Here is a 26,262-nt window from a genome sequence, read left to right on the forward strand (position 1 = left end):
ATGATGAAGAACTTAGTACCAAAAAAAAGGAGAAAAAAACTACATGTTGATCAAAAGTGTTAAGGATCTTGAATTACAAGAGTTTACAACTTGCTTTAACGAAGCCTTCTCCGATTATGTAATTCCATTTCATGTTTCTTCGGAGTATTTAGCTGATAAATTTGCAGGTGCGGGAGTTAATTATCAGATGTCGTTTGGTGCTTTTGATCAAGAGAAGCTGGTTGCATTTGTTATGCATGGCATCGGGGATCGTAACGGCGAAAGTACTGCATTTAATACTGGTACAGGAGTCGTTCCTTTATATAGAGGGAGACGGCTAGTCGAACAAATTTATCGTCATGCTCTTCCCATCCTTAAAGAAGCTCATATTCAAAAGTGTTTGCTTGAAGTAATTCAAACGAATGATAAAGCTATAAAAGCGTATACCGCCATAGGATTTCAAATTCATAGAGAATTGGCTTGTTTCAAGGGGCGTATTGATGTCACCCTTCCGGACGATCATAGACATACATTCATTACTATGGTTCGACTGGAAGAATTCGATTGGACATCGGTACATTCTTATTGGAATTTTGAACCTTCTTGGGAACAATCTGTTCATGCAATTTTACGAAATCCGCATTTATACGATGTGGTCACGATAAGGGAAGAGAATAAGATTTGTGGATACGCGGTAATAAAATCGGCCAACGGAGCAGTTGTACAGTTCGGTATTTTGCGAGAAGAAAGAAACCAGGGATTTGGGCGTTCCTTATTTCATTGGATGGGAGAGAGACATTCTATCATCACCGTCAATAATGTAGACAAAAGAGATACAAATTCTATACGTTTCCTTCAAAGTGTTGGTCTTGACGTATACATCGAGCAATATGAAATGGAGAAAGATTTGTCATGACGAAGATGACATTAGCTTTAATTCAAAAACACTGATGATTTGAGTCAGTGTTTTTTTTGTTGCAGAAGGGGGTATATATTAGAGGTTAAAATGAGGAAATATTGTTTTTTTCTAACATCGAAGTAGGAGGAGACTTGTGAAATCATATATACGCTATTGAATCAATAGCTCTTTTGGGTTCTTTTTATGTTATTCACTGAGTTGTCAGAAAGATTTGACCCTTTCTTGAACATTTAGGGATTAAGAGATATCTGTGATTGAATTACTTGCAATTTAAGATAAGATGATTTTAATCATTAGGTCACGTTATTAATTTGACTGCTCAGTATCAGGTAAATCAGGCTCGCCAACTCTTGCTTTGTGAAATTTTTCTCTTTTTACATAGCAAAGAACGAGGAACGTCATACTAAAACGAACAGGCAACGATGTCGCTGAGCCCTGCTAAACCTGATATTGAATGCAGCCCCAGAATTAGCCGGCCTAATCATAAGCATCAAGTTATGACGAAAAATGAACAGCGTTTGAAGGGAGCAGTAAAGAATGGCAATTGATACGGTGCTATGGAGCAGGCTGGTGACAGGCTTGACTCTCGGGTTCCACGTTATTTTTGCGACGATTGGCGTCGGTATACCGCTAATGATCGCTATTGCAGAGTTCATCGGGATCCGCAAAAAGGATCCCCATTATACACTTATGGCAAAGAGATGGTCTCGGGGATTTGTCATTTCTGTAGCGGTTGGTGTCGTGACCGGTACAGCCATATCACTACAATTAGCCCTGGTATGGCCGAATTTTATGAAACTGGCTGGGAATGTTATTGCACTTCCGTTATTCATGGAAGTGTTCGCGTTCTTTTTTGAGGCCATCTTCCTGGGCATTTATTTGTATACGTGGGATCGGTTTAAAAATCCGTATATCCATTGGCTGTTGACGATTCCGATTGTCGCCGGGGCAGGCATGTCTGCCGTTTTTATTACGACGGTGAACGGATTCATGAACCAGCCTGGAGGCTTTGTCATGGAAGCGGGCCAATTCACAGCGATTGACCCGGTGCAAGCGATGCTGAATACGGCGACCTTCTCCAAGGTGTTCCATGTATTAAGCTCGGCCTATTTGACAGGAGCTGCCTTGTTAGCCGGGATTGCAGCCTTTGCGATGCTGAGAAAAGGAGTGTCCGCATACCACAAAAAATCCTTGAATCTCATGATGGCGGTCGTTTTGCTGTTCAGCTTGCTGAACACATTAGCTGGTGATGTGTCCGCCAAGTTTTTGGCCGAGCATCAGCCAGAGAAGCTTGCAGCGGCAGAGTGGCATTTTGAGACGGGTAGCGGTGTGGACTTGGTTCTAATGGGATGGCTGAATGCAGAGCATGAAGTGATAGGGGCTCTTCATTTGCCGAAAGTGCTCAGCTTCCTGGCCTTTGGAGACTTTAATGCGGAGGTAACGGGGCTGGAGGAATTCCCCAAGGAAGAATGGCCACCGCTTCTTGTTCACTACCTGTTTGATTTAATGGCTGGAATCGGATTTGCTCTGCTCGCGATTTCGGTCCTGTACTTCCTGTTTGTGTTCTGGAAAAAACGCAATGTGCTTAACAAGTGGATGCTTGGCATCATCGCACTGATCGCACCGCTCGCTTTTCTAGCTGTAGAGCTGGGCTGGTTTTATGCAGAGGTTGGGCGACAGCCGTGGATTATCCGTGGATATATGCGTGTAGAGGAGGCTGCCACGACTTCACCGAATGTAAGAATTATATTCTTCGCCTTATTGCTCTTGTACATCGTACTCGGCAGTATGTGTGTAATCGTGCTAAGACGTTTGTTCAACAATAATCCGGCAGAAGTTGAGATGGAGAAATGGATGAAGGAACATCCTAATCAATCTGTGGAAAAGGGGGGCACTGAATGATGAGTTACGAAATAATTGGCATCTCGGTGCTCTGGCTGTTCTTGTACGGCTATTTAATTATAGCTTCCATTGATTTCGGAGCGGGATTCTTCGCCTTTTATGCCCGTTTGACGAAGCAGGATCATCTCATTAATCGTCTGATTTCCCGATATTTATCACCCGTATGGGAGATTACAAATGTATTTTTTATCTTTTTCTATATTGGCATCGTCGGATTTTTTCCGGACACAGCCTATTATTATGGCTCCGCGCTGCTTGTTCCGGGAAGTATTGCAGTTATTCTTCTTGCGATTCGCGGTTCGTTCTACGCTTTTGAAAATTATGGTTCCAAGAAAAACATAGTATATCTTTTTTTGTACGGAGCTACAGGTCTGCTTATTCCGGCTTCGTTGTCAGTGGCACTTACTTTGTCTGAAGGCGGCTTTATTGTGAAGCAGGCTGAGACGGTTTCTCTGGATTACTGGGCGCTGTTTACCAATCCGTTATCGTGGAGCATCGTTGGACTGGCAATCGTGTCCGTTTTGTTCATAAGCGGCTCATTTCTGACTTTTTACGCATCTCGTGCAGAGGATCATTCCGCGTTGAAGCTGATGCGGAACTACGCCCTGTTTTGGAGCACACCGACGATAATTCTCGCACTGACAGCATTTATCTATTTGGGTCAACACAATGAGCGGCATTTTCAAAATATGATGGATTTATGGTGGCTCTTGGCACTTTCCGTTGCTTTCTTCATGATCGCGATGTGGCTGTTATATAACGGACGCCGTTACGGATTAGCTTTCATATGCATCATGCTGCAATTTTTCTGTGCCTTTTTCGCTTATGGGATTGGGCAATACCCTTATATTCTCGATCCGTATATCACGATTCAGAGCAGTGCAACTTCACCAGCAATGGGCTTAGCGTTAGTTGTTGTGTTTATCGGCGGTCTGTGCCTGTTGATCCCATCCCTTATTCTGGTCTTCAAGCTCTTCCTGTTTGATGCGGATTATGTAAAAGGGAAAAAATAAAGCTAATTGATCCATTACGGCGTGTATGAGGTTTCTCTACAAGCCTATATATAAAGGAGGTGTGATCTGTGCCGAGGAAATCCAGTCTGATTTCTCAACAAATGTCTTCACAAAGAAAAAATATGGCCCTCCTCGCGATCCTTTCGCTCGCGCTTGGTACAGCTATTGTGAGTCAGGCTGGACTGCTTGCTGAAGCAGTCCAACGGATTTTTGTGGAGAGAGCTTCATTTTCATCGGTTATCCTGTTGCTCGGCATTCTTCTGGCTGTTATGGCTGTACGCACATTGTTGTCATATGGAAACGGTAAAGTTGGCTTGCGTATGGCTGCCACTGCCAAGACAAATATGCGCGCAGCCGTGCTGCAAAACTTGACCCATGCTTCCATGCCTTCCACCCTTCGTGGACAGACGGGAGGCAAGGTCAGTATTGCTCTTGATGCTGTGGATGAGGCTGATAGTTATTTCAGTCAGTACATGCCGCGTATGATGGAAGCTGCTATCATCCCGATTCTGATTTTGGTCGTTACATTTATCCAACATGCCAACACAGGTTTCATTCTATTATTTACAGCTCCATTCATCCCGCTATTCATGATTTTGGTAGGGCTGAAAACGAAGAACAAATCCGAAGAAAAATATGCGCAGCTGGCCGAGTTTTCAGGTACTTTTCTGGATTCTCTTCAAGGGCTGGTGACGTTAAAAATATTTGGACGGGCACACCGTCAGCAACAGAAAATTGAACACAGTAGCCTTAGTTACCGTGATGCCACAATGGGCATTTTGAAGATTGCGTTTACGAATACCTTCATGCTGGAATCGATCGTGATGCTAAGCATTGGCATTGTCGCTCTTGAGCTGGCCATCCAATTGCTTGTTTTCAAATCTATGACGTTCCACACCGCCTTTCTCGTGTTGTTGCTCGTTCCCGAGTTTTACAACCTTTTAAAGAATACGGGAACGGCCTTTCACAGTGGCCGGACAAGTATGGGTGCGGTTCGTAAGGTGGAACAGATGCTTGAAGAACCGGCAGGGGAGAGCAGGGACGCGAATAGCGTTGAAGAAGCATTAACAACCGATGGACTCGACGAGATCGACAGCATGGATAGAGTCGACAGGGGAAGCAAATTGGAAATTGCAAATTCCAATGATCTTTCAGTACCGCCATCCATGGAAATAAATCATCTTCAGTTTCAATATGCTCCAGATTCATTCAAGCTTGAGACGGGTCGGATCCAGTTTAAACCGGGAGAACATATTGCGATTGTAGGTAAAAGTGGTTCCGGTAAAACGACTTTGCTCCATCTCATTGCCGGTCTGCTAAAACCAGAATCTGGAACGCTTCTGGTGAATGGTAGTCCACTCTCGCAATACGATGAAACTGAATGGTTCGAACATGTTAGCTACATTACACAGCATCCGTATATTTTTGCAGGCACATTTTCTGAAAATATTGCGATTGGTGCTCGTGGGAGCATCTCCAGGGCAGAAATTGAGCGGGCGGGGGAGGAAGCAGGACTCACTGCGCTTACAGCCCAATTGGAGCATGGATTTGATACCTTTGTTGGTGAAGGAGGCAGGGGACTGTCTGGTGGGGAAAAGCAACGGCTTGCCTTAGCACGCGCTTTTTTGAAGCGTCCTGCTATCATTTTGTTTGATGAACCCACAGTTGGACTGGATTTGCACACCGAGCGGGTACTGCAACGCTCCATAGCCAAACTGGCAAAAACGGCTACGATGATTACGGTGGCTCACCGATTATATACGATTCAACAAGCCGACAAGATTTTGTTTATGGACAATGGAGTGTTGGTGGACTCCGGACGGCATGAAGAGCTTCTGGGGCGCCTGCCTCAATATGCCGAGATGATTGATGTAGAGCGGAAAGGGGGGATATCCTCATGAATGAACTGGCCGTTCTGTCAAAGGCGATGATTCAGGAGCGTAAGGATATCATTCTTTCGATTTTGGGTGGATTTATCGCCGGCATAGCCGGTGTGGCACTCTTTTCTGCGAGCGGGTATCTAATTTCGCAAACGGTATTTGCGCCGCCGCTTTATACTTTAATTGTACTCACCTCGATGGTCAAACTGCTTGGTCTGCTTCGGGCGGCGAGTCGTTATGGAGAACGCTTATATTCTCACCGGGCGACATTCTCCATGCTTAGCCGTTTACGTACATCCTTTTTTGCCAAGCTTATTCCTTTAACGCCTGGTATATTGAACAAAAATCGAAGCGGGGATCTGCTTGCGCGGATCGTTGGGGATGTCGAAAGTTTACAAAATTATTTCTTGCGAGTCGCTTATCCTCCGATCATGGTCGTCATGGTGTTTTTGGCTACGGTGCTGTTTACTTCTACCTATTCGATCTGGATTGCCGTTTTGTTTGTATTAGGTATGCTGATAACGGCATTCGTTGTACCGGGAATTGTGTTACTCGGGCAGCGGAGAATACATGGACGCGTTCGTGAGCAGAGGGCGCAGCTGTCCACGGAAGTTACAGAAGTGTTGTACGGTTTCCGGGATTTAAAAGTATACGGTCAATTGGCACAGCGGGAGGAGCAGCTTCAGCACGCTTCCGCTGTATTGGCAACTGAACAGCAACGAGCAGCCGGGCACTTGTTGCGCGGGCAATCGATGCACACTTTTGTTACGTTTCTCGTTTCCTGGGGAGTGCTGACGCTCGGCGCCTATTTAATTATGGAAGGAGCGCTTGCAGGCGTATTTCTTGCCATGTTGGTTATGGCATCACAAACCGTATTTGAAGAAGCGACGGCTATGGCCACATTACCCGCGTATAAAGAGGATAGCGAACACGCAGCCAAACGACTGACGGAAACAGTTCAGACCTTTGATGAGCAGTCTTCGCAGCCAAGTGGCACATTGTCAGTTGAACATGCCGTTACGATGGAGCTATCCGATGTTACGTTTCAATATGAAGGGGAGTGGAGACCGGCGCTCAGGGATGTTTCCCTGCACATTTTACCTGGCTCCAAAACGGCGATTGTCGGGCCGAGTGGGTCAGGAAAATCAACAATTATCGAATTGCTGCTCAAACTGCGAACACCAACGGCTGGAGATATACGATTAAACGGCACTTCGGTGAAGGAACTGGATGAGACGAGCATTTGGCAAACGGCTAATGTAGTGTTTCAGCAAAGTCATTTTTTCCGGGGAACGATCCGGGAAAACCTGCTGCTAAATGGAGAAGAACATACTGACGAACAATTGTTGGATGTGCTAGCTAAAATGCAGCTGCCCGATACATCGTTGACCGATATGGTGTATGAAAAAGGAGAGAATCTGTCAGACGGCGAGAAGCAGCGGTTGGCTCTGGCGCGAGCGATGCTCCGCAAAGGACGGGTATGGCTTCTGGACGAACCAACTTCATCGCTGGATTATGTGACAGAGCATCACGTTTTGAAGCATCTCTACGCACAGGCGGCTAATGATACGCTTCTCATGATTTGTCATCGGCTAACCGGATTGGAAGAGATGGACCGGATTGTGGTCATGGACCAAGGCAAGGTAGTCGAAACGGGTTCCTATTCGGAGTTGATGGGGCAAAAAGGCTATTTTTATGAGATGAAACAAATCGAACAGCAAATGATCGGAGAAGTTGGAGTGTGATAACCTCCTATAACTATCTTACTTGAAGAAATCAGAAGTAACCCGAAGGAAACATATCTCCAGGTTGCTTCTGATGATTTTTAAATTTGCTAGGTTCATCATCTTGGTTACCGTATACTATACCCTAGCCTTGTTTTTCAAAATAACATTTTCTGTAAGCCTCGCAAAGGTTTAATAACCCTACCTATTTTACCCACCTTGCCGGGCAACTTTCTTATGCTCGATCTATCCAATTCGAATTTTGGAGATCTTTTTTTTAACACTCGAAGGATGGAGTGTGAGATGAAAAGACCCAAAATAATGATTAGGGTCCTAACTTGGATGACAACACTATTTTAAGTATCCTTTTGCTTGACGAACCCACAGCTAAAGAAGGCATCCTTAAACCTCTGGATTTGATGTTCAGGGATCAAGAGATAAGACCTAACTATAATGTTGCACACATTCCATCACGAATAACCAGGAATTTTCCTGATGATTCCAGATTTAAGAATTAAGTAAAATCAGTAATATAAAAAACATGAATATATATCGAAAGCAACCGTGCTAAACGTGGATTTTTATGTTCGCCTCACAGTCGCACTATCTAGGTGGTTCAAATCCACCCGGTAACTTTACCCTATAAAGTACCGTAGCCGAAGCAGACATCCTATAATCGAAGATTGACGGATAGGCAGGGTGTCTTCTACGAGGAAGAATCTGAAGGGCCTGCAGGTAAAGTCCAAACCGAAATGCAGTGAACCAGAGGTGTCGGCTATGTCGGCGACCCGCCATAAAAACGGGGAAGGGAGGGCTAATTACCTTCGTACGAAGGTAAACTTTGGTCAAAGTCAAGAAGACGAAGACAGGAGGATAGAAGGTAAGCAGTTATACGACGGACGGGATGGTAGTGAGAAACTTTTCAGATAAGCCAAAAAGGCAAGTGAATCGAAACAAATCATTGAAGGCAAAGTTTCGCTTGAATTACGAGAGGAGTGTTCTCAGCCTCATCCGAAATGATATGAATAGAAGGAGTTCGAGGAAGCGGCCATAAGTTAAGCGAAGTCTAACAAGCGCAACCCCGAATCATGCCCGCTCCTCCATATATATCTTTTTTGAGTACTAATTTAAATTCCCAATTAAACTTATTTTAGAGAACGTGAGAGCTCAGTGAAAATAACTCCTAGACTGTAAGCCCCTGCGTCAGGATAACCCAGACTTCTTTCTCCTACAGTGCCGGCACGTCCCATTCGAGCCACGATTCCCTTTGTTTTTTCTGCACCTTCGACAGCCGCCGCCGCTCCTTTTTCAAAGGCGGACTTAAAATGATCACCCGCCGTTTCGCTTTCCAACCACGAGTGAACACAAGGCACTAGCGCATCCACAAGCGTTTTATCACCCACCACTGCTCCCCTCCCGAAAGAGCGTTCTCCAGTAGCCTGTATTCCTTTGACAGCAGCCTGTAGCATATCGGCAAACTCTCCGACAGACAATTCAAGTTTACCGTCGACAGCTTTACCGGCGGCACGGAAGGCCGAACCCCAGATGGGACCGGACGCGCCTCCGCAATATTCCATGATGACCATCGAACAAGAATGAAGGAAAGTTCCGATGTTTAATTGAGGATGGCCCAGTATTTCGCTCCACTCCCGCTTTAATTGCTTGAATCCTTTGGCGAGACTCATGCCGAAATCTCCGTCGCCCGCATGTGAATCCAGTTCACAGAACGGTACTTCATTTTTGATAATGACTTCGCTCATTTTATCGACAAGATAGATCATATTTTCCAGAGAAAGCACGTCGTCTTTGATGACAGCGTATGTTTCTGGTGTCTCTGTCTCAAAGACAACGGGAGGTTCTTCATCGCTATCTAAAACTTCGACGTACGCAGTACTCTCTACCGGACCATCCACTCTAAAAGCAGGCGTCATGCATTCTCGAGATAACAGCGTTTTCAATTCTTCGTCCAGCTTCATCACGGTTAACGAAACGCCTGCCATATCGATACTTGTCATATAATTTCCGACAAAGGAGCGGTGAATTCGGATCGTTCTGCGATGCATTTCTCGCATAACCGAATGGTGAAACAAATAGAGCTCTTGTAGCGGAGTTGCGCCGAAGCCATTGACCAGGATGACAATTTCCGTCGATTCGTCGCCGTCTATTCCTAAATCTTCAAGGATGTCATTCGTCATTCGTTCTGCCAATTCGTCGGCGGAGATCATCTTTTCCCTTCGAATTCCCGGCTCTCCATGAATGCCGACCCCATATTCAATCTCGTCTACACCCAACGCGAATGTAGACGATCCTTTGGCGGGAACGGTGCAGGAAGTAAGGGCGACGCCAATGCTTCGTACGTTTGCGGCCGCTTTTTCCGCTGCTTCCTTAACCTGCCCGAGATCTCTGCCTTCTTCCGCCGCAGCTCCGGCGATTTTATGAACCAGCACGGTTCCGGCAACACCGCGGCGCCCAACGGAATACAAGCTGTCTTCGACTGCGATATCGTCATCCACCCGAACGTATTCTACCTGGAAGCCTTCTTCTTGCGCCAATGCCGCGCCATTTTTAAAATTCATCATATCGCCGCTGTAATTCTTAATAATCATCAGAGCGCCTTTGCGGCCGGAAGTTGCCTTGATGGTTTGATACACCTGGATCTGCGATGGAGAAGCGAATACGTCGCCGCATACAGCAGCATCCAACATGCCTTTCCCCACAAATCCCGCGTGAGCTGGTTCATGTCCGCTGCCGCCGCCACTGATCAGACTTACTTTATTTACATTGATTGCTTTTTTCTTGATGATTTTATACTTTTTCAGAAACTCCAGTTCCGGATGCGCCATCACCATTCCGTTACACATCTCCACCACGAGATTTTCGGGTTTGTTCATTATTTTTTTCACTTGCGTTTCCCCCTTATTTAAACATGGACGAAGTCCGAATGAATGCTTATTGTCAATACTCATATTAGAGTGTAAGCGTTTCATGGTAAACGGACAAAAAAGCGCATCTGTCAAAAACGAACCTGTTTATCTTTACTAACAGATTTTGTTATTATAAGGATAGAATGAATATGGTGACAAGGATGATTGGGATGACCTCATCGATCATTACACAAAAAATGATTGCAAAATCATTAAAAGATCTAATGGAGACGGAAACGTTCCAAAAAATCTCAGTGAGCGACATCATGATAAACTGTCAGATGCGGAGGCAAACGTTTTATTATCATTTTCAGGATAAATACGAATTGCTGGGTTGGATCTATAAAGAAGAAACGAAGGAGAATATTACCGACTTTATTGAATATGAGAAGTGGGAAAATATTTTTAATCAGTTATTCGGGTATTTTTATGAAAATCAGCGTTTTTATCGAAATGCGTTTAAAGTTGTCGAGCAAAATTCGTTTAACGAGTATTTATATGAACATACAAAGAACTTATATTTAAAAATTATCGATGAACTGTCGTTGGGTTTTGGAATTAGCGTTTCCGAAGAGAAAAAAAGTTTATTGGCCTCTTTTTATAGTCACGGGTTTGGGGGCACGATCAAAGATTGGATCCAGAATGCTTGCATGGTCAATCCGTCTGTCATGTCGTCTTTGATGAAAACAATGATTCATGATCAATTGATATTATCCCTGCGGCAATCAGCAAATCATAAGGTGGAGAAACGATGAAAACGATTAAAAACGATGTTCAAAATATAGTTCGAGATATGTTGCACGGTTTTTATTTTGAACATAAAGACAGGGTTTATTATGACTCGAAACATCACATTATTTATCGGAAAGACTTGGAAGACATTCAACAAAACGTCGTTCTTTTAAGCGGTGGGGGGAGTGGCCACGAACCCGCGCATTTCGGTTACGTTGGAGACGGAATGCTCTCCATAGCGGTTAGCGGACCAATATTTATTCCGCCTACACCGGAACAAATATTGGCTGCGATTCGAAAGGCAGACAAAAATAAAAGCGTCCTGATGGTTGTGAAAAATTTCAAAGCGGATGTAGACAACTTCTTAACTGCCGAATCCATCGCCCAAAAAGAAGGCAGATCTGTCGATCATATCCTTGTAAACGATGATGTTTCCATTGAAAATGACGCAACGTTTAACAAAAGAAGAAGAGGGGTAGCCGGCACCGTTTTTGTGCATAAAATAGTTGGTGCGGCAGCAACGGAAGACTATTCTTTGCAGGAGCTGAAGGAGATTGGCTCTTCTGTCGTTAGCAATCTGCATACCTTGGGCGTTGCGCTGACCCCTGCCAACAACCCTACTCAAACAGAGACTTCGTTTACTCTGGAGAATCACGAAGTTTATTTTGGCGTCGGAATTCATGGCGAAAAAGGATACCGCAAAGAGACTTTCGATTCATCCGAAAAACTGGCGATTGAATTGATGAACAAGCTGAAAAGCATTTACCGTTGGAAAAAAGGAGACAAGTTTGCCTTCTTAATCAATGGATTAGGCGCAACACCCTTGATGGAACAGTATATTTTTGCCAATGACATCAGGCGTCTGACACAACTAGAAAGCATCGATGTCAGATTCTTCAAAGTGGGTTCGCACCTGACATCCATGGATATGAAGGGGATTTCCTTAAGTCTGCTAAAGATCGAAGATCCCAACTGGGAAAAATGGTTGAAGGCGGATGTTTGCGTATCAAGCTGGTAGTTGGAAGACTCAATTCACGATGGGTAAATAAAAATCTCCTATGCTTAGGACACGGCGATTAACCGCAGCATAGGAGATTTGAATCATACACGCGCTTACAACCCTGTTCAAGCGCTTACATATTGGTTTTTTTCAATTAAATTGGATTCCGTTTGTTTTATTGTTTACAAAGTGCTTTTCATACCAGCCTCTGAACGTGATGGTGACATATCCGAATAAGAGTCCGAGAGCGCAATAGATTAATTCGGTGATGGCCGCGCCGGTATAGGTAGCGGCTTCGATATAGCTCATAAATCCGAAGTATACGCCCGCTCCCACAAACATGGCAGGCACATAACTTAGTGGGGACGGTGCAAGCTCAAAGTAAATGACAATCGGCACAACGATCAGAAGCATAACAGGTATTGTGAAAAATCCAAGAACCGATAGCATTCCGCCGCTAACCATGATCGCTACAGAAGCTAAAATTCCGATTCCGTAGCTGAAAAACGCCTTGACGGCTCCAACAACATTTAACCCGGACAAAAAATACATTGCCCACGCCTGGAAAGCAATCCAGCCAAAACCCACATTTCCATCCGGTGGACATAGCGGAGCCAGCACCTGATCGATGATTTGGAGTAAGAAAGCTTGGGCTCCTATAAAAAATGCGATCCAGAAAAACTTTCCTTTTGTCATAGTTTCAGTCTCCCATTTATTTTTTAGATTTTTCGATCCGCGTACCGCTCACGCGCCTACAAAGACAGCAACTCACGCAAACAGGCGTCGACTTGCTCCATGTATTTCGGCTCTAATCCGTTCAACGCGAAATGACCTTCCTTGGACTCGATCAATCTGAATTGGGAGTCGGGAATCAGCTTCTGGTCGGCTTCGCATTCATGCGGAGGGAAAAACATGTCATGGCTGATGGCCAACACGAAGGTTTTAGCCTTGATGCTTTTCAGGGCTGTTTCAAGGTCGCCGCCGGTATTTCGCGAGATATCGGCCCGCTGCCATTTCCATACTTCGCACAGCAGGGCGTTTGGATCCATCGGTTCAAAATAGGCCTTCATGAAGCCGTTCATGAAATCCGTGAGCGAAGACATGCCCAAGATGGTGCGGAAGCGTTCTTCTTGATAAAACTCTTGGCTCCATCCCTGTAGAGCCACAATTTTTGCCATCTGATCCATGCCTCTTCGAACATGCATTCCGTCTTTGTACCATCCATCTTTCCAAGCGGGGTCCGACATCAGGGCTTCTTGCAAGGTTTCGGTGAAAATGATCTGGTGCCGCGAAATTCGAGCGGTCGAAGCAATAGGCGCCGCGCGTTTGACCATATCCGGATACCGTACGACCCATTCATACGTCTGCTGTGCACCCATCGAACCGCCGGTCACCAGAGCGAGCTGGGTAATGCCGAATTTTTCGGTCAAAAGCTTGTGCTGTGCGCGCACGTCGTCTCCGATTCGGATTTTCGGGAACTTCGCCATCGACTGAGGAGCAGGCGTGTTCTGTGGTGAGGAAGAAGTGCCGCTGCCGATCTGATCCACGATGACGATAAAGTACTTGTTGGGATCGAGCGCATGTTCAGGGCCCACATAAACATCCTCCATGATTTTGCCGGTGCCCGAAAACCAGGTGGTCACAAGGATCGCATTGTCTTTGGCAGCATTAAGATGACCAAACGTACGATAGGCTAGTTTGCAGCCGTGCAGCGTTTCGCCTTCTTCAAGCTCCAGACTGCCGATCTCATAAGTCTCGTACTTCCCCTGAAATTGTTCGGATGTGTAGAAAGTGTTCTTGATCACACATTTTTCCTCCTTTTATGGATGTTTTCCATTGATTAGTAAGCTTCACTCACTTCTTTCTATAGCTATAATAGAATGTAAGCGCTTGATCGTAAACGGACAAAACCAGTTTTCTGTCAAAAAACACTCTACACTTGCAAGAAGAATATACCAAAATATTCTACAACGCTCTGGCTCATCTTCAGCATTCTTAGGAGGGAAGGGAGAGGATATACAACCTCTCATGAAAAATTCAGCTAGGTGAAGTAGGGAAGAAGTTTTGATATTATCCATATCGAGGTGAAAATCGAAAGGGAAAGTAAAGATACTGGATTTTCTGTTTTACGAACCTATAAATGAAACAACAGTTTCACCTTCATAAAATACATATCAGAGAATGGTCAATTGGTGGAAGGCTATGTTGGAAAAGTTTGTCAGCCAATTTAAAGATATATAATCTTGATGCATTTACATACATGCTTGGGAACTTTACAGAACTCTCTGCTGTCACAGTACAACAGTTTCCTAAATTCAAATTGGTGGATATTCATAAATTCATTTAGAAAACGACGGATGATCAAATAATGATTACAGGAAAATTAACTAACGTTGCAGCAGCCAGCGTTCATTTTCAAGGTGGATTCAAACATCAGACTGGACTTAAAATGGATATATTCGGAGATAAGGGCACAATCGTGTTGAGTTCTCCAGCTTCGATTCAATTCGGGGAGCAGGATCTATGGAGCAAGAGTTACATGACTTACGCTTCATATTACTGGTTAATCGTTCATAGTAGGATAAGAAGAAGCAGAATTAATGTGAAAGTAAATTCTGCTCCTTCTAAAAATTAATTACATACTCCAAACTCGTCTAATGCTAGGTCTTTCATCAACAAATTGTAATTCATACACATCAGGGTTCGTTATTGACACTCCCTTATCAAAATCCCAATTTTGATCGTAATAATTAAACAAGATCATCATTGTCAAACGATGGGTAAACAAGAAAGTGGGATGTTGATTATCATGCCTTATTTCATCTATTAGGCTGGTTGCACGAACACGTACTTCTCCGTTAGATTCACCATTTGGAAATCTATGATTCGTATCGGAAAAGTGATTTTTTAGATCTTCAAATAAGTTACTTCCCTGGTAATCGCCTATATTGCGTTCTTGTAGTCTTTTATCTTTGGAGAAAGTTTGGTTTATTCGTGCCGCAACAATTTCAGCCGTTTTGCTTGCTCTCAAATAAGGACTGCTAATTAATCGACTATTTTCAATATTGGTGAACCGAGATAAAAATTCAGCCAATTGTTGAGCCTGCTTCTGGCCAACTTCAGTCAGCGGTGCATCTGGTTCGTTAGAACTTGCCTCACCGTGTCGAATAACGTAAATAGTTGAGTTTTGATCCATATAAAAACACTCCCTCATTTATTTTCTGGCGAGTTCTAAAACTGCATTGGCTAACACATTTGTTATGCTCGACCCATAAGAAGCATCGATAAACAAATCGCTTGCATGATGATAATTTGGATTTGGGTCATCCACAGGTTCAGATGGAAAATTGATAAAAAAATCTTCAGAAACAACAACAGCCGGATACCCTTGTTGATGGAAAGATGCATGGTCACTTCTACCGATCGCACCATCGAATAAAGTTCGGTCGGGGTTAGTATCAGTACTTGTCCCTTGATAGATTTGAGGTGGGGACAGAGATGGTACTCCAACAACATGATTTGCTATAGTTTGAGCTATAGGTAAAGAAGCATTCCGAATATCTGCATCAATATGACCTGCATGGATTTCAAACAGATGGTTTTGATCACTGTTGAAGCCAATCATATCAATACATATTGCAGCTTTGACGGGTGCGCCTGTCGCTTTAAGCATAGATGCATATACCTTGCTGCCAACAAGTCCTGACTCCTCAGCATTAAAAAAACAAAATCGGACGGTATGAGTTAGCCGCTCCTTATACTCCAATAGACACTTAGCAATTGACAAAACAGCTGCTATTCCAGAAGCATCATCATCTGCTCCAGGCGCGGGATCAGAATCAGGATGGTAGATGCTATCATTAGCAGCTGTAGAATCCAAATGACATCCTACAATAATTAATTTAGCCGCAGAGTCTGGAAGGGCACAAGATTGTAACCACCAAGGATACCAAGGACTTAGCCCAACCGAATCCTCTATTGATCTTCTTAGAGCAATTGGATTCGCATCATTTGTGATTTTAGATGTGAACCATTCGTTTCCAACAATATTTTTAACGGAAGGTAACCAATTTTCAATGGGCATAGGGTTTGGGTATTGTTGAAACAGTTCTCTTAGTTTTTCTTTAACATTTAGTTCAAAAGAGGAAGGTACGATACCGGGTAAATCAGCAATTACGTTATTTAAAGAAATCCCATTGAGGTTAAAACGATGTACGGTTGGACATAATCCGAGTTCAGATAAATCCTGTTGAAGTGCATTAATTACTCTGACATTATCAGGATGTAAAACATGACGAGATTTAATGGGTCCGTCATGGTCTATGTCTAGTTTTCCACTGTAACGCTTTACTATAGCTTCAAAGGATTCTGGAGTAGAAGCTGTAATGTTCTCCATGTTCAATTCACTAAAATCGGTATTATTAACAACTTTATTATCATTCCTAAAGTCGTTTACTGGATACAACATTTCTGGACTGGGTAAAAGCAGTTGTGGATGTGCATGACCGTTCGGCCCATGTACATGTAGGGATTCATTGAGTTCAGTGGGGCCTAACGCAACAATGATCTTTCTACCCTCGATGGATAGTACTTTATGCTTCTTCAGAATTTCCACCGTTTCCTTATTCCATTCTTCAATCTCTACGAAGATCGGATCTTCAGTTGACAAATCTATAGATAACTTTTCTACTCTAATCCCATTTTTTTGTAATTCTGAAAAATTCTCCTCCACCATAACTGAAAGCATACACCAACGATTATCTTCAATTTTGTAATAAAAATAGGGTAACCCGTCACTTATACTTCTACATTGTTCTTTTGATCCAAAAATCAGAACCATTTCAGATATCTTATTATTCAATATATTTAAGGCTACTTGGGGATGGGGAGTGGATATAAAACCTAATTCAGCAGCTAAACTTCTCAAGACACGATCGGAAGAAACTAAAATCGTTGAATTAGCATGTACAAGATATGGGTTTAACTCTTGCTGAAGCACGTTTTTATTTTGATAAATGACAATTCGATTGAATTGAGGAAAATAATTATTCAAATTTTCCACAGATTCAGATGCTTCAGGCAAGAACAAAAACATTTCTACATCAAAACGTTGTAAACTTTCCATCAATGTAATGATCCCCGGTAAAAAATCAACTCCAACTACTTCACTCTTCTCACTAAAACGAAGCATGCCGAATGATTGGTCAAACAAAAAAATAATTGATCTTATATTCGTTGACATTAAGTTATCCCCTTTCAATATGTATTCGCAATTAATATTTCAAACCTTATTCATATTTATGATAATTAAAAAGTGGTCTAATTGGATTTCATTTCATCGGTTATTTTGTAAGTACTTGTAAAAAATAAGGTTCGATGATTAAACAACAATATATCGCTTAAGGAGATAATAGAATTATGATTAAACAAATTGATAAAAGAATTTACCACTTTACTAACGAGCCGCATCTTAATCGACCGGACGAATCTTTCAGTGATCCCGAGTTGAAGAAAGACACCTCAAAATCCACAATAAATCCGCTAACAGGGAATGTTAAATTTGTAATGTTGAATCTTGAGGCGTCGAATACTGATGAGTCATTCATAACAAGGGCAATAGAAGCGGTTAATCATAATTCTTCTGTCTTGGGGTTTTCTAGGGATTCAGTAACGGAAGGAATGGAATTTGTTCCGGATCCTAGGGTAATCAAAACAAGTGCAAATACATCTGTTGTTCATTTGCATCAGGTTTATCGCGGGGTACCGGTTTATCAAATGTCTAGAACCTGTCGTTTTAAGGAAAATGGCACTCTTGAAGACATTGTTGGGGATAATGTGAGTTTAAATGAAGAAATCAACCTCATACCTGAAACTGATGTGGATTCAGCAATAGTAGCAGCAAATGAGTATATTATTGCTAACCAGACTTCAACTGAAGGTCAAGTTGATGGGTGGGGGCAACCACTTCCAAATGTAAAAATTAATACGGCAGGATATTCCCCTAAAGTATTAACTACGTTTCCATCCCCTGCACAGTACACGGTATTAGACAAAGGAGTGTTTGAAGAAAACATCACAGCACATTTAACGATATTCCCACAGTATCCAAAATCACGTTTAGCTTGGCACTTTGCAATTACCCTTCAAGATACTATGGAGCAGTATGAATTCATTGTAGCAGCTGATCAGAAACAATCGAGCGAGGTTTTACTCTGTCAAAGGAAAAGTTTTCATATGAAGGCTGAAGGAAGTGTCTACGAGTTTAACGGTGGGGAACAGCGAAGACTCTTTCCATTCCCGAGACCCATAACTGAATATCCAGTCAAACCATCATCAGCACTTCCTAATACGTTTCCTGTTGATTGGGTAGAGGAAACCAAGACCATTGGAAACAGCACGCAGACACTGATGTGTGATTCAAACGTTTCAACCGCTGAATGCACGCCGGCTGTACCAATGGAAGGAAAGCTAGACCATGAAAAGGTTACATTTATTCCTTCTGATGATTCTGGAGATGATCAGAAAATACTAAATGCCTTCTATTTTTGCAACTACATGCATGATTTTTTTTATATACTTGGTTTCGATGAAAAATCAGGGAATTTTCAAGATGAAAATTTTACTGAATTAGGTTTGGAGAAAGACCATGTTAAAGTAAATGTATTTTCTGGACCTGTATTCGGGACAGCTAACATGAGAACACCTGCTGATGGAAGAAATCCGATAATGAACCTAGGTGTCGTGTCTTCTACTAATCGCCATACGGCGCTAGACGCTGATGTTATATTCCATGAGTACACTCATGGTGTAACGAATAGACTTGTTGGGGGACCGTTGGATCAAAACTCTTTGGATATGGCACAAAGTAGTGGAATGGGTGAAGGTTGGAGTGATTACTTTGCTCTTACAATCCAAAATTTCAGTCGTACACAAGAAAAAGTGGTTACAGGAGCTTGGGTAGTTAATAATAATAGAGGAATTCGTGAATTTAAGTATGATGATGATTTTCCCGATCACTTTGGCGATCTCGGAACGGGACGGTACACTGAAGATGACGAACATAATATTGGTGAAATCTGGTGCGCTACTTTAATGTATTTAAATCGAAGATTAGTAGAAAAATTTGGGAAGGATAAAGGTTATAACTTGACTTGGAGAACTGTAATTGACAGTTTAAAAATTTCTCGTGCAAACCCAAGTCTAATCGATGCACGAGATAATATGTTAAATGCTATTCGAGACCTAAGATTAATTAATCAACTCAGTGAAGATGATTTTATAACAGCAAATCAATGTGCCTGGAAAGCTTTTTGTAAATTTGGTATGGGTCCTAATGCAAGAAGTAATGGAGCGACCTTAAATGGAATAGCTGCAGATTTTGAACTGCCACAGAATATCTAAACAGTCCCTTGGCTTACATGAAAAATGGCTCACTTAAGTTTGAGTGAGCCTTTTTGACAACCGCATCCGACAGCACAATAAGGATATAAAAAGGTTTATTATCTTTCACGAGAAGGGATGCTATAAAAATGATAAATGAACAGCTTGCAGGAGTATGGACATACCGTAGCTTTCTTAATGTTCCTGAAGAAGTTGGAGATTTTAACAAAATAAAATTTGGCGAAGGTGAACTAGTGTTCGAAATGAAGTCTGAACCAGGCACGATTCGTGGCCAGTTAGCCTTTCGATCTGAGAAACCGGACCCGAAAGATGCAAGGTTATTTATTTATGGTTACATTGAGAAAAGTAATTTTAGATTCCAAGGTACAGGGGTTAAAAAAACTGATGCTGAAGATTGGGTCTATGATTATAATGGAGAGATTACACCAAACTGGATAGACGGGACAGAGAAGAAAACGATAATGACTGGTACAGTTATTCGGAGTGTACCTCATGATGGAAAGCCTGCTGGAGTAGTTGGTTCATTTATTGCTGTGAAGCGTGAGTTTTTAGAGCCTAGCCAAGTAATTCCCTTACCGGAGAATGTGCTGTCTATGCTTTCAACAAGAATGCACAGATTACATCATAGTGTTTGGCACAGCGTAAGAGACAGATGGACCAGACTGGATGAAACAAAGAAAAATGAAATTAGAAAAAGAGGATGGCAACCTGGTGAGATAGATGACGAACGGCCATCCATAACACCATATGAAGATCCTATTGTGTTAAATGGTTCCGGTGAGGATTTTCTGTTCATGCATCGCAAAATGATTATGCATGTTAACTCGATGATGACAGAACCAATAAAAGGATGGAGCGTTATTCCTGCCCCTGGTCCTTACTTGATCGAACCGAAATTTGATAACGGTAACATTTCTGTTTTTCCACCAGGTAATCCGAATGGGTTCACAGTTCCACCATTATGGATTACAGGAAACGAAGAGTTCGATAGACGCAACGCACAGTTAAAAAGTGATGGACATTATTGGTCAAGAATGAAATGGTGGGATCGGAAGTTTAAAAATCCGCAATATCTTGCAACTTTGACACTTTATGAACTGGGCTCATTAATTGAGTGGTCAGTGCATAACGACATGCACATAAGATGGGCTTCAGTTCCTAGTGACAAAGATCTAGTTCCGATTCCAACTGGCCGTGATGAGCGCGATATAAACGCATTAAAATGGGATCGAACCAGTTATGATTTTTTAGGGGACACTTATTCGGCTCACGTAAACCCTGTTTTCTGGAGACTACACGGTTGGGTGGACGATAGAATAAATGACTGGTTTGAAGCTCATGAAACTGTTCATAAAGGGCAGATTGAAAGAATACAGATTGATGGTGTCCCGTGGTTCAAAAGTGATAAATGGGTTTTAAATGATCGCCCATGGGATGGGCCGGTACATTCACATAGTGATGAACATTCAATTGCTCAGATGGAAGAATTAAATGAGATCATTTATGGTGTGAAGCCACAAAGTTTCGAACTTGACCAACACAGATCAGTACCGCCTCTAACTTGGTTTTAATGGAATAGATCACCAAATGTAATTGCCGGGGGACAAGAACATTGTCCGATTGGCGATAGTTGTATAGTGAAAAATTGTAAGTGTCAAGAATATAGTCCTTTTGAAATCCGCGCTGAGCGCGGATTTTTTATTTTAGCGCGATGATGGACAAGGACATGGTACTATTGCCGTAAAAGACAAAAACTTGGTCCGTGCCAGAAACAGTCATCCAACATCGCTAAACAGATAGTTCTTTGACTCTAGCGAGGATACTGTCCAAAATACCGAAGGAATGAGTGATTGACTGTGTAGTGTTTCGAAATCAAGACGTAGAGCACTTGGTCGGTTTACGGAAAAGGATGAACAAGCTCCTTGCGAAGCTCGATTTAGATGGGAGTGATTTTTGGTGTTGTCACATTTTGGGTCGAGCTCTTCGTTGTATAGAGTGAAAGGGGGGGAGACAGCTTGAATGATACGGAGTTAAGTCAGATCATTGCAGATGTGTTGGATGGGGACACAGAAAAATTCGAAAAAATCATGGAGGTTTATCAAAAGCCGATTTTTCTCTACTGTTATCATATGCTGGGCAATTACGCCGAAGCCGAGGATAACGCACAGGAAGTATTTTTGAAGACATTCCGCACCTTGAAGAAATATACCCAATATCAAATAGATTTTGGCGCCTGGGTATACAAGATTGCCTACCATCAATGTATCGACATCATCCGTAAGCGAAAGTTGGTGAAATATTTGCCTTTCTTTTACCAGGATGAGAAAGAAAATAATGAAGTCGACTTGCATATTGAAGCCAACTATTTTGATGAATCCGTACATCAAGCCATGGCAAAATTATCGGCGGAAGAGCGTAATTTGTTAATCTTACGTTGTGTCGAGGATAAAAGCTACCAGGAGATCGGATTGATTCTCGGCAAAAACAGTGCCAGCCTTCGTAAAAAATACGAACGTGCATCTGCAAAATTTCGAAAGTATTATGCTCAAGTGAAGGGAGTGGGAGTGTATGAATATGGACAGGGATCGGGATTTGAAAAAACTGTTTGATGACCCGCGCATTCCCGACGCCGACTTGACAGGAAAAGTAATGAGAATATTACATGCTAAGCCAAAAGAAAAGGAGAGGTTTTTTATGAAATATAAAGTTGTTTTGACTGCGTGTGTAGGGATGATGTTAATGGCCTCCACAGGTTATGCGGCAGTTCAATATCATTCTTTGACGAATAAGGATGGCGAAGTCGTATATGAGACTAAATCGACGAAAGATTACGGAAAAACAGAATCGAAAGATGAGATAGAGCGTTACAAGGCATTTTATGAACTTAAGGATAAGGCGCTAAAGAACGGGGAAGCTGGGCTGTTCTATATGGTTGCCAATAATCCGAATCATGAAACAATTCTTGGAACGAAGGTGACTATCTTCCAAGATCTTTCTCAATTGAGAGATAAGATTACGGATAAATCCATTAAGATCGCAGACAAAGTCAATGGAAATTATACATTCCAAAAGGCGGACGTAATCTTTAAAAATGCTCAGGAAGTGAATCCTCCTTCTTCGGAAGAAAAAAAGAAAATGGCAGAAAAGCTGAGAAAGCAGGCGGAAGAATCCAATCAGGGATATGCCATGATGCCGGTTGAAATGACAGATCAGTTTTTCCTTCTCTTTGCTACGTATCAAAATGGCGAAGATAAAATCGGGGTTAATATCACTAATCTGAGTGGAAAGAGCGATCCTACAATGTATATTGACGAGAAGGTTGAATTTAAGCAGGAGAAGGTTCAAGTGAAGGGAGTAGAAATGCTGCATACAGAATTTGCTCCTTCGCAGACGCACGAGCTGAAATGGGTATACGAGAGCCCAGACAAAAAGGTGAAATACGCCTATACTTTACGTGGAGACATAAATAAAGTAAGCAAAGATACTTTAATGAAACTTGCCGAAGGCTATTTGGAATAATAATTCTAAAACAACGGGAATCATCTCCAAATCTAGTTGGGGTTGATCATAATCGGTTCTAAGCGCCCATTTAATTCCGTTGAACAATTCAAAAAAACGGCCGCTGTTCGCATCGTTTGCGACAGGGCCGTTTTTTGTTTTTCATAGGTTAGCTGTAAATTGCTATTCTTGCCAAACACTCATAGGGTCCCATGGCTTGATCTGATTGCCATATTTTCCAGCCAAAAAAGCTTTCATGTCTTCCAGCTTAGCAGGCACTTCGTTCCAAATTGGAAAGGGGGGTAACCCTCGTTTGCTTTTCAATAGGATATCCACTGTAACATACAAGCGTTCTGGCTGAATCCAATGAAGGAAGCGGGAAATATCAATTTGCTTGGTCAGGGACAAGGCATCAATTTCGTCATTGTAATGCTTGTTGAACTCGCTGATCAAGTTCAGGAGGTAGTCTCTCTGCTCCTTCACGAAGTCCAGGCCGCAGATGGCGCCATGTCCTGGAATAACGATTTCGGGTTTAATTTCATCAATAATGCGGTCAAGCACTTTAACCCAATTGTGGGTTCCCTCTTCGCTGTATGCCGTACACCCGTTAAACACGACATCGCCGGCGAACAGCACTTTTTCTTTTGGCATCCACAGCAGCAAGTCACTGTCAGAGTGGGCCGGAGCTACGTTGTAAATCATAACTTCCGTATCGCCAAGACGGATGTTGATATCGTCCTTTATCTCAATATTCGGGAGCACCCATTCTACGCCTTCCAGGTCGAATCCTTCAAATTCTGCTGCAAAAAACCGCTCGCCCGAAGTCGATTCCGGAGAATCCTTTCCTCTTCTGATGACGTTATCCATCCAGGCGATATTTTCGGTGAGACGCTCTCTGGACGCTTCCTTGTGCATAATAATGCAAGCATCTTCAAACACTTTGTTTCCCCAGGCATGATCACTGTTATAGTGCGAGTTCACCACATATTCGGGAGAGCCACCGTTACTTACTTCCTTAAAAGCCTCCCGCATTTCCCGTGCATGGAACAAATCGAAGAACGTGTCATACACCAGCCCTTCACCCTTGTTGATGAACCCGGCATTGGCCCAACTGATGCCGCGATACGGCGAAATACCGGCAAAGACGCCATCTGCGACTTCAAAAAATTTAACGCGAGGTTTTTGGATAATACGTCCATACTTCATGAAAATTCTCCTTTGCGTATATGTTTTTGGGGTAAAGCATGCCTTTATTATAGAGAGTGGAAAACATAATTGCAAGCAAGTACTTGCATGCATTTGCTCCATGTAATATGATGTAACAGAACAACATCACACTACATGTATGGAGGCGCTGCAACATGAAGCTAGTAACCTTTCAAACCAAAATATCCCAGGAACCTTTGTTTGGGCTTGTAATTAACGAGAAATTTGTCGTGTCTTTTGCCGCAATCATGAAAAAACAGGGAACATTCGTTGACAGTCTTGAAAGTATGGACAGCTATCTTCATTATTTGCCGGCAAGTTATGATGCCGCTAAGGAAATGATGCAATATGCTGTCGAACAGTTGCATCAATTCAATGAAAATGAAATCAGCCCGATTGCAGCGGTAAACCTGCTACCGCCGGTTCCGAATCCGGCTGCGCTTATCGATTTCGGGCTGACGCCAAGACATCTGAGAAATGCTGGCGTAAATCTGCTGCAAAGAGAATATACAGGGCCGGAAAGAGAAGAGCTTACACGTAAAATTTCCGAAAAATTCCAGCAAGATCTGAATAAAGTAACTTTCAGTTATTATAAGTGTAACCATAATGCATTAATTGGCGATGGGGATACGATTCATTGGCCTTCGTACTCTTCCTACCTGGATATCGAGCCGGAGCTGGCCTTTGTTACAGGGAAGGGGAACTGCATTGCAGGTTATGTTATTTTTAACGACAGTACTGTCCGCGATGTGCAGTGGCCGGATTTCCAGGCGATGACCGGACCGACGCGCTGCAAAGATTTCGATCGCAGCAAAGGAATAGGACCATTTCTGGTAACGCCGGATGAAATCGACAACCCGCTGGCACTGGATGTGGATGTACGCATCGGGGAGAGACTGCACTGGAAGGGAAGCACATCCGAGTATTCTGCACACCCTGCAAAAGTGATGGAGGAGGTTCTCAAAGTTTTCACGCCACTCCCGGGCACAATTATAGGAATGGGGACGATACCGGATTGCTGCGCAATCGAGACCGAAGAATGGCTGTTGCCCTCTGACCGAATCCAGATTACATTTGATAAATTAGGCACGCTCACGCAATTGGTGCCTGATCATGTCAAGATTACGGAACCAAGCCGCTGGGAAAAAAGAAGTGATTTGCCTTAAAAAAACGTTTATCAAAATGATGAACCCCGACCCTGCTGCATATGCAAAACTTGTAGTAGAATAGGATTAACATATGCAAAAGGAGAAGTACAATGCAAACTTCAGACAGAATCATTGAAGCCGCGACACAGCTCATCAAAAAGAATGGCTATCGGGGAGTAAGCACCAAAGCCATTGCAACGGAAGCTAAAGTCAATGAATCTACGATTTTTCGGCAATTTGGAAGCAAGCAAGGCATATTGGAAGCCATCATTGAAAGACATTCGGATATCCCGCAATTTGAGAAGCTGTTAAAAGAGGACGCGACCGATAATCCGGAAGTTGATCTGCTGAATGTAAGCCAGCAGTACCGTATGTTTTTCCATAAAAATGCGGACATCATTTTGATTGGCATCCGCGACAAAGGAATGCTTCCCGAATTAGACAGAGTGCTAGCCGATCCGCCGGCGAAGCTTCACTCCTTGCTGGTTGAATATTTTCAACGCTTGCAGAATAAAAAAGTTATAGCCAGACAGGATGAGCGTCTTGTCGCAATGTCTTTTCTCTCGATGTGCTACGGATTTCAGATGAGCGAGCTGATTCACCGGCAATATCAATCCCAACTCGTCACCGAGGAAGAGTTCTACAAGCACAGTGTCTCATTGTTTGTTAAAGGAATTTTGGCTCAGTCATAAGCACTATTGATTTATTTAATGAGAAGTCTAAACTTACGAGAACGGGCTGAGGCTGGAAACTCGGTGTTACTATCCATTCATCTAATGGAAGAGCATGCAGCGACGGTTGATGATGTGATGATTATTAAGCATGGAACAATCGTTGCAGATGGAACATTGGAGAAGTAAAAGGTAATCCTTCCACGCTGGAGGATGCCTTTTTTGCTCATGAATGTAGTTTTTAGTAATGGAAAATAAAATACGT

The 26,262-nt window shown here is 42.8% G+C and carries 20 protein-coding genes and 1 pseudogene; 15 read left to right on the forward strand and 6 right to left on the reverse strand.

The annotated features are described in order from the left end of the window. Positions 1–43: 43 nt before the first annotated feature. The 5 genes from NST34_RS16290 (at position 44) to cydC (ending at position 7,438) form a co-directional block, all read left to right on the forward strand. Positions 44–895 (forward strand): GNAT family N-acetyltransferase, encoded by an 852-nt coding sequence (locus NST34_RS16290; RefSeq protein WP_076283694.1) that lies wholly within the window; start codon positions 44–46, stop codon positions 893–895. Positions 896–1,435: 540 nt separating this feature from the next. Next, positions 1,436–2,800, forward strand: a complete 1,365-nt coding sequence (locus NST34_RS16295) for a cytochrome ubiquinol oxidase subunit I (RefSeq protein WP_076283693.1) — start codon at positions 1,436–1,438, stop codon at positions 2,798–2,800. Beyond that, positions 2,797–3,813, forward strand: coding sequence for a cytochrome d ubiquinol oxidase subunit II (locus NST34_RS16300; RefSeq protein WP_042188427.1), 1,017 nt, complete (start codon positions 2,797–2,799; stop codon positions 3,811–3,813). The genes NST34_RS16295 and NST34_RS16300 overlap by 4 nt, the downstream gene beginning before the upstream one ends. A 101-nt stretch (positions 3,814–3,914) precedes the next feature. Next, complete coding sequence (gene cydD / locus NST34_RS16305; RefSeq protein WP_371915718.1) at positions 3,915–5,714, forward strand: thiol reductant ABC exporter subunit CydD; 1,800 nt, start codon at positions 3,915–3,917, stop codon at positions 5,712–5,714. Continuing rightward, positions 5,711–7,438, forward strand: coding sequence for a thiol reductant ABC exporter subunit CydC (gene cydC / locus NST34_RS16310; RefSeq protein ID WP_076299834.1), 1,728 nt, complete (start codon positions 5,711–5,713; stop codon positions 7,436–7,438). The genes cydD and cydC overlap by 4 nt, the downstream gene beginning before the upstream one ends. 1,124 nt (positions 7,439–8,562) lie before the next feature. Here cydC and dhaK read toward each other — a convergent pair. Further along, entirely contained in the window at positions 8,563–10,320 is a 1,758-nt protein-coding gene (dhaK, locus tag NST34_RS16315; protein ID WP_341129555.1) for a dihydroxyacetone kinase subunit DhaK, read from the reverse strand. A gap of 191 nt (positions 10,321–10,511) precedes the next feature. Between dhaK and dhaS the strand changes: the two genes are divergently transcribed. Next, a complete protein-coding gene (gene dhaS / locus NST34_RS16320; protein ID WP_341129556.1) occupies positions 10,512–11,096 on the forward strand; it encodes a dihydroxyacetone kinase transcriptional activator DhaS in 585 nt (194 codons plus the stop codon). Continuing rightward, positions 11,093–12,091 (forward strand): DhaKLM operon coactivator DhaQ, encoded by a 999-nt coding sequence (dhaQ, locus tag NST34_RS16325; protein ID WP_341128287.1) that lies wholly within the window; start codon positions 11,093–11,095, stop codon positions 12,089–12,091. Before dhaS ends, dhaQ begins: the two co-directional genes overlap by 4 nt. Positions 12,092–12,223: 132 nt before the next feature. Here the strand turns inward: dhaQ and NST34_RS16330 are convergent, their stop codons facing one another. Continuing rightward, positions 12,224–12,769: a DUF1097 domain-containing protein gene (locus tag NST34_RS16330; protein WP_341128288.1), complete on the reverse strand. Its 546-nt coding sequence runs from the start codon at positions 12,767–12,769 to the stop codon at positions 12,224–12,226. A gap of 56 nt (positions 12,770–12,825) precedes the next feature. Further along, complete coding sequence (locus NST34_RS16335; protein ID WP_341128289.1) at positions 12,826–13,878, reverse strand: alpha/beta fold hydrolase; 1,053 nt, start codon at positions 13,876–13,878, stop codon at positions 12,826–12,828. A 554-nt stretch (positions 13,879–14,432) separates the two neighbouring features. On the opposite strand from NST34_RS16335, the pseudogene NST34_RS16340 reads away from it, so the two are divergent. After that, positions 14,433–14,708 (forward strand): annotated as a pseudogene (locus NST34_RS16340) (hypothetical protein); the annotation flags it as partial. Here NST34_RS16340 and NST34_RS16345 read toward each other — a convergent pair. Then, the gene (locus NST34_RS16345) at positions 14,709–15,269 is read right to left on the reverse strand and encodes a histidine phosphatase family protein (protein WP_341128291.1); all 561 of its coding nucleotides are present in this window, start codon (positions 15,267–15,269) and stop codon (positions 14,709–14,711) included. A gap of 18 nt (positions 15,270–15,287) precedes the next feature. Continuing rightward, positions 15,288–17,315 carry a M28 family metallopeptidase gene (locus NST34_RS16350; protein WP_341128292.1) on the reverse strand — a complete coding sequence of 676 codons (2,028 nt, stop codon included), beginning with the start codon at positions 17,313–17,315 and terminating at the stop codon, positions 15,288–15,290. 176 nt (positions 17,316–17,491) lie between these two features. Here NST34_RS16350 and NST34_RS16355 point away from each other — a divergent pair, with 176 nt between their 5' ends. The 4 genes from NST34_RS16355 to NST34_RS16370 all read left to right on the forward strand — a co-directional run bounded on the left by NST34_RS16355 (position 17,492) and on the right by NST34_RS16370 (position 22,993). Further along, a complete protein-coding gene (locus NST34_RS16355; RefSeq protein WP_341128293.1) occupies positions 17,492–19,474 on the forward strand; it encodes a M36 family metallopeptidase in 1,983 nt (660 codons plus the stop codon). 128 nt (positions 19,475–19,602) lie between these two features. Next, on the forward strand, positions 19,603–21,045 hold the full coding sequence (locus NST34_RS16360; RefSeq protein WP_341128294.1) for a hypothetical protein: 1,443 nt from the start codon (positions 19,603–19,605) through the stop codon (positions 21,043–21,045). A gap of 444 nt (positions 21,046–21,489) precedes the next feature. Then, the gene (locus NST34_RS16365) at positions 21,490–22,083 is read left to right on the forward strand and encodes an RNA polymerase sigma factor (protein ID WP_042188431.1); all 594 of its coding nucleotides are present in this window, start codon (positions 21,490–21,492) and stop codon (positions 22,081–22,083) included. Positions 22,084–22,168: 85 nt separating this feature from the next. Further along, positions 22,169–22,993 (forward strand): hypothetical protein, encoded by an 825-nt coding sequence (locus NST34_RS16370; protein WP_341128295.1) that lies wholly within the window; start codon positions 22,169–22,171, stop codon positions 22,991–22,993. Between the two features lie 162 nt (positions 22,994–23,155). Here NST34_RS16370 and NST34_RS16375 read toward each other — a convergent pair whose 3' ends face one another. Further along, positions 23,156–24,178 carry an MBL fold metallo-hydrolase gene (locus tag NST34_RS16375; RefSeq protein WP_076283689.1) on the reverse strand — a complete coding sequence of 341 codons (1,023 nt, stop codon included), beginning with the start codon at positions 24,176–24,178 and terminating at the stop codon, positions 23,156–23,158. A 155-nt stretch (positions 24,179–24,333) separates the two neighbouring features. Between NST34_RS16375 and NST34_RS16380 the strand changes: the two genes are divergently transcribed. From NST34_RS16380 to NST34_RS16390, 3 genes are all read left to right on the forward strand, one after another. Continuing rightward, positions 24,334–25,344 (forward strand): fumarylacetoacetate hydrolase family protein, encoded by a 1,011-nt coding sequence (locus tag NST34_RS16380; RefSeq protein WP_340969691.1) that lies wholly within the window; start codon positions 24,334–24,336, stop codon positions 25,342–25,344. 92 nt (positions 25,345–25,436) lie between these two features. Next, positions 25,437–26,018 (forward strand): TetR/AcrR family transcriptional regulator, encoded by a 582-nt coding sequence (locus tag NST34_RS16385; RefSeq protein WP_076283687.1) that lies wholly within the window; start codon positions 25,437–25,439, stop codon positions 26,016–26,018. A gap of 18 nt (positions 26,019–26,036) precedes the next feature. Beyond that, positions 26,037–26,186 carry a hypothetical protein gene (locus NST34_RS16390; RefSeq protein ID WP_231573272.1) on the forward strand — a complete coding sequence of 50 codons (150 nt, stop codon included), beginning with the start codon at positions 26,037–26,039 and terminating at the stop codon, positions 26,184–26,186. Positions 26,187–26,262: the final 76 nt, after the last annotated feature.

The sequence above is a fragment of the Paenibacillus sp. FSL H7-0714 genome (genome assembly GCF_038003765.1).
GTDB lineage: Bacteria > Bacillota > Bacilli > Paenibacillales > Paenibacillaceae > Paenibacillus_AQ.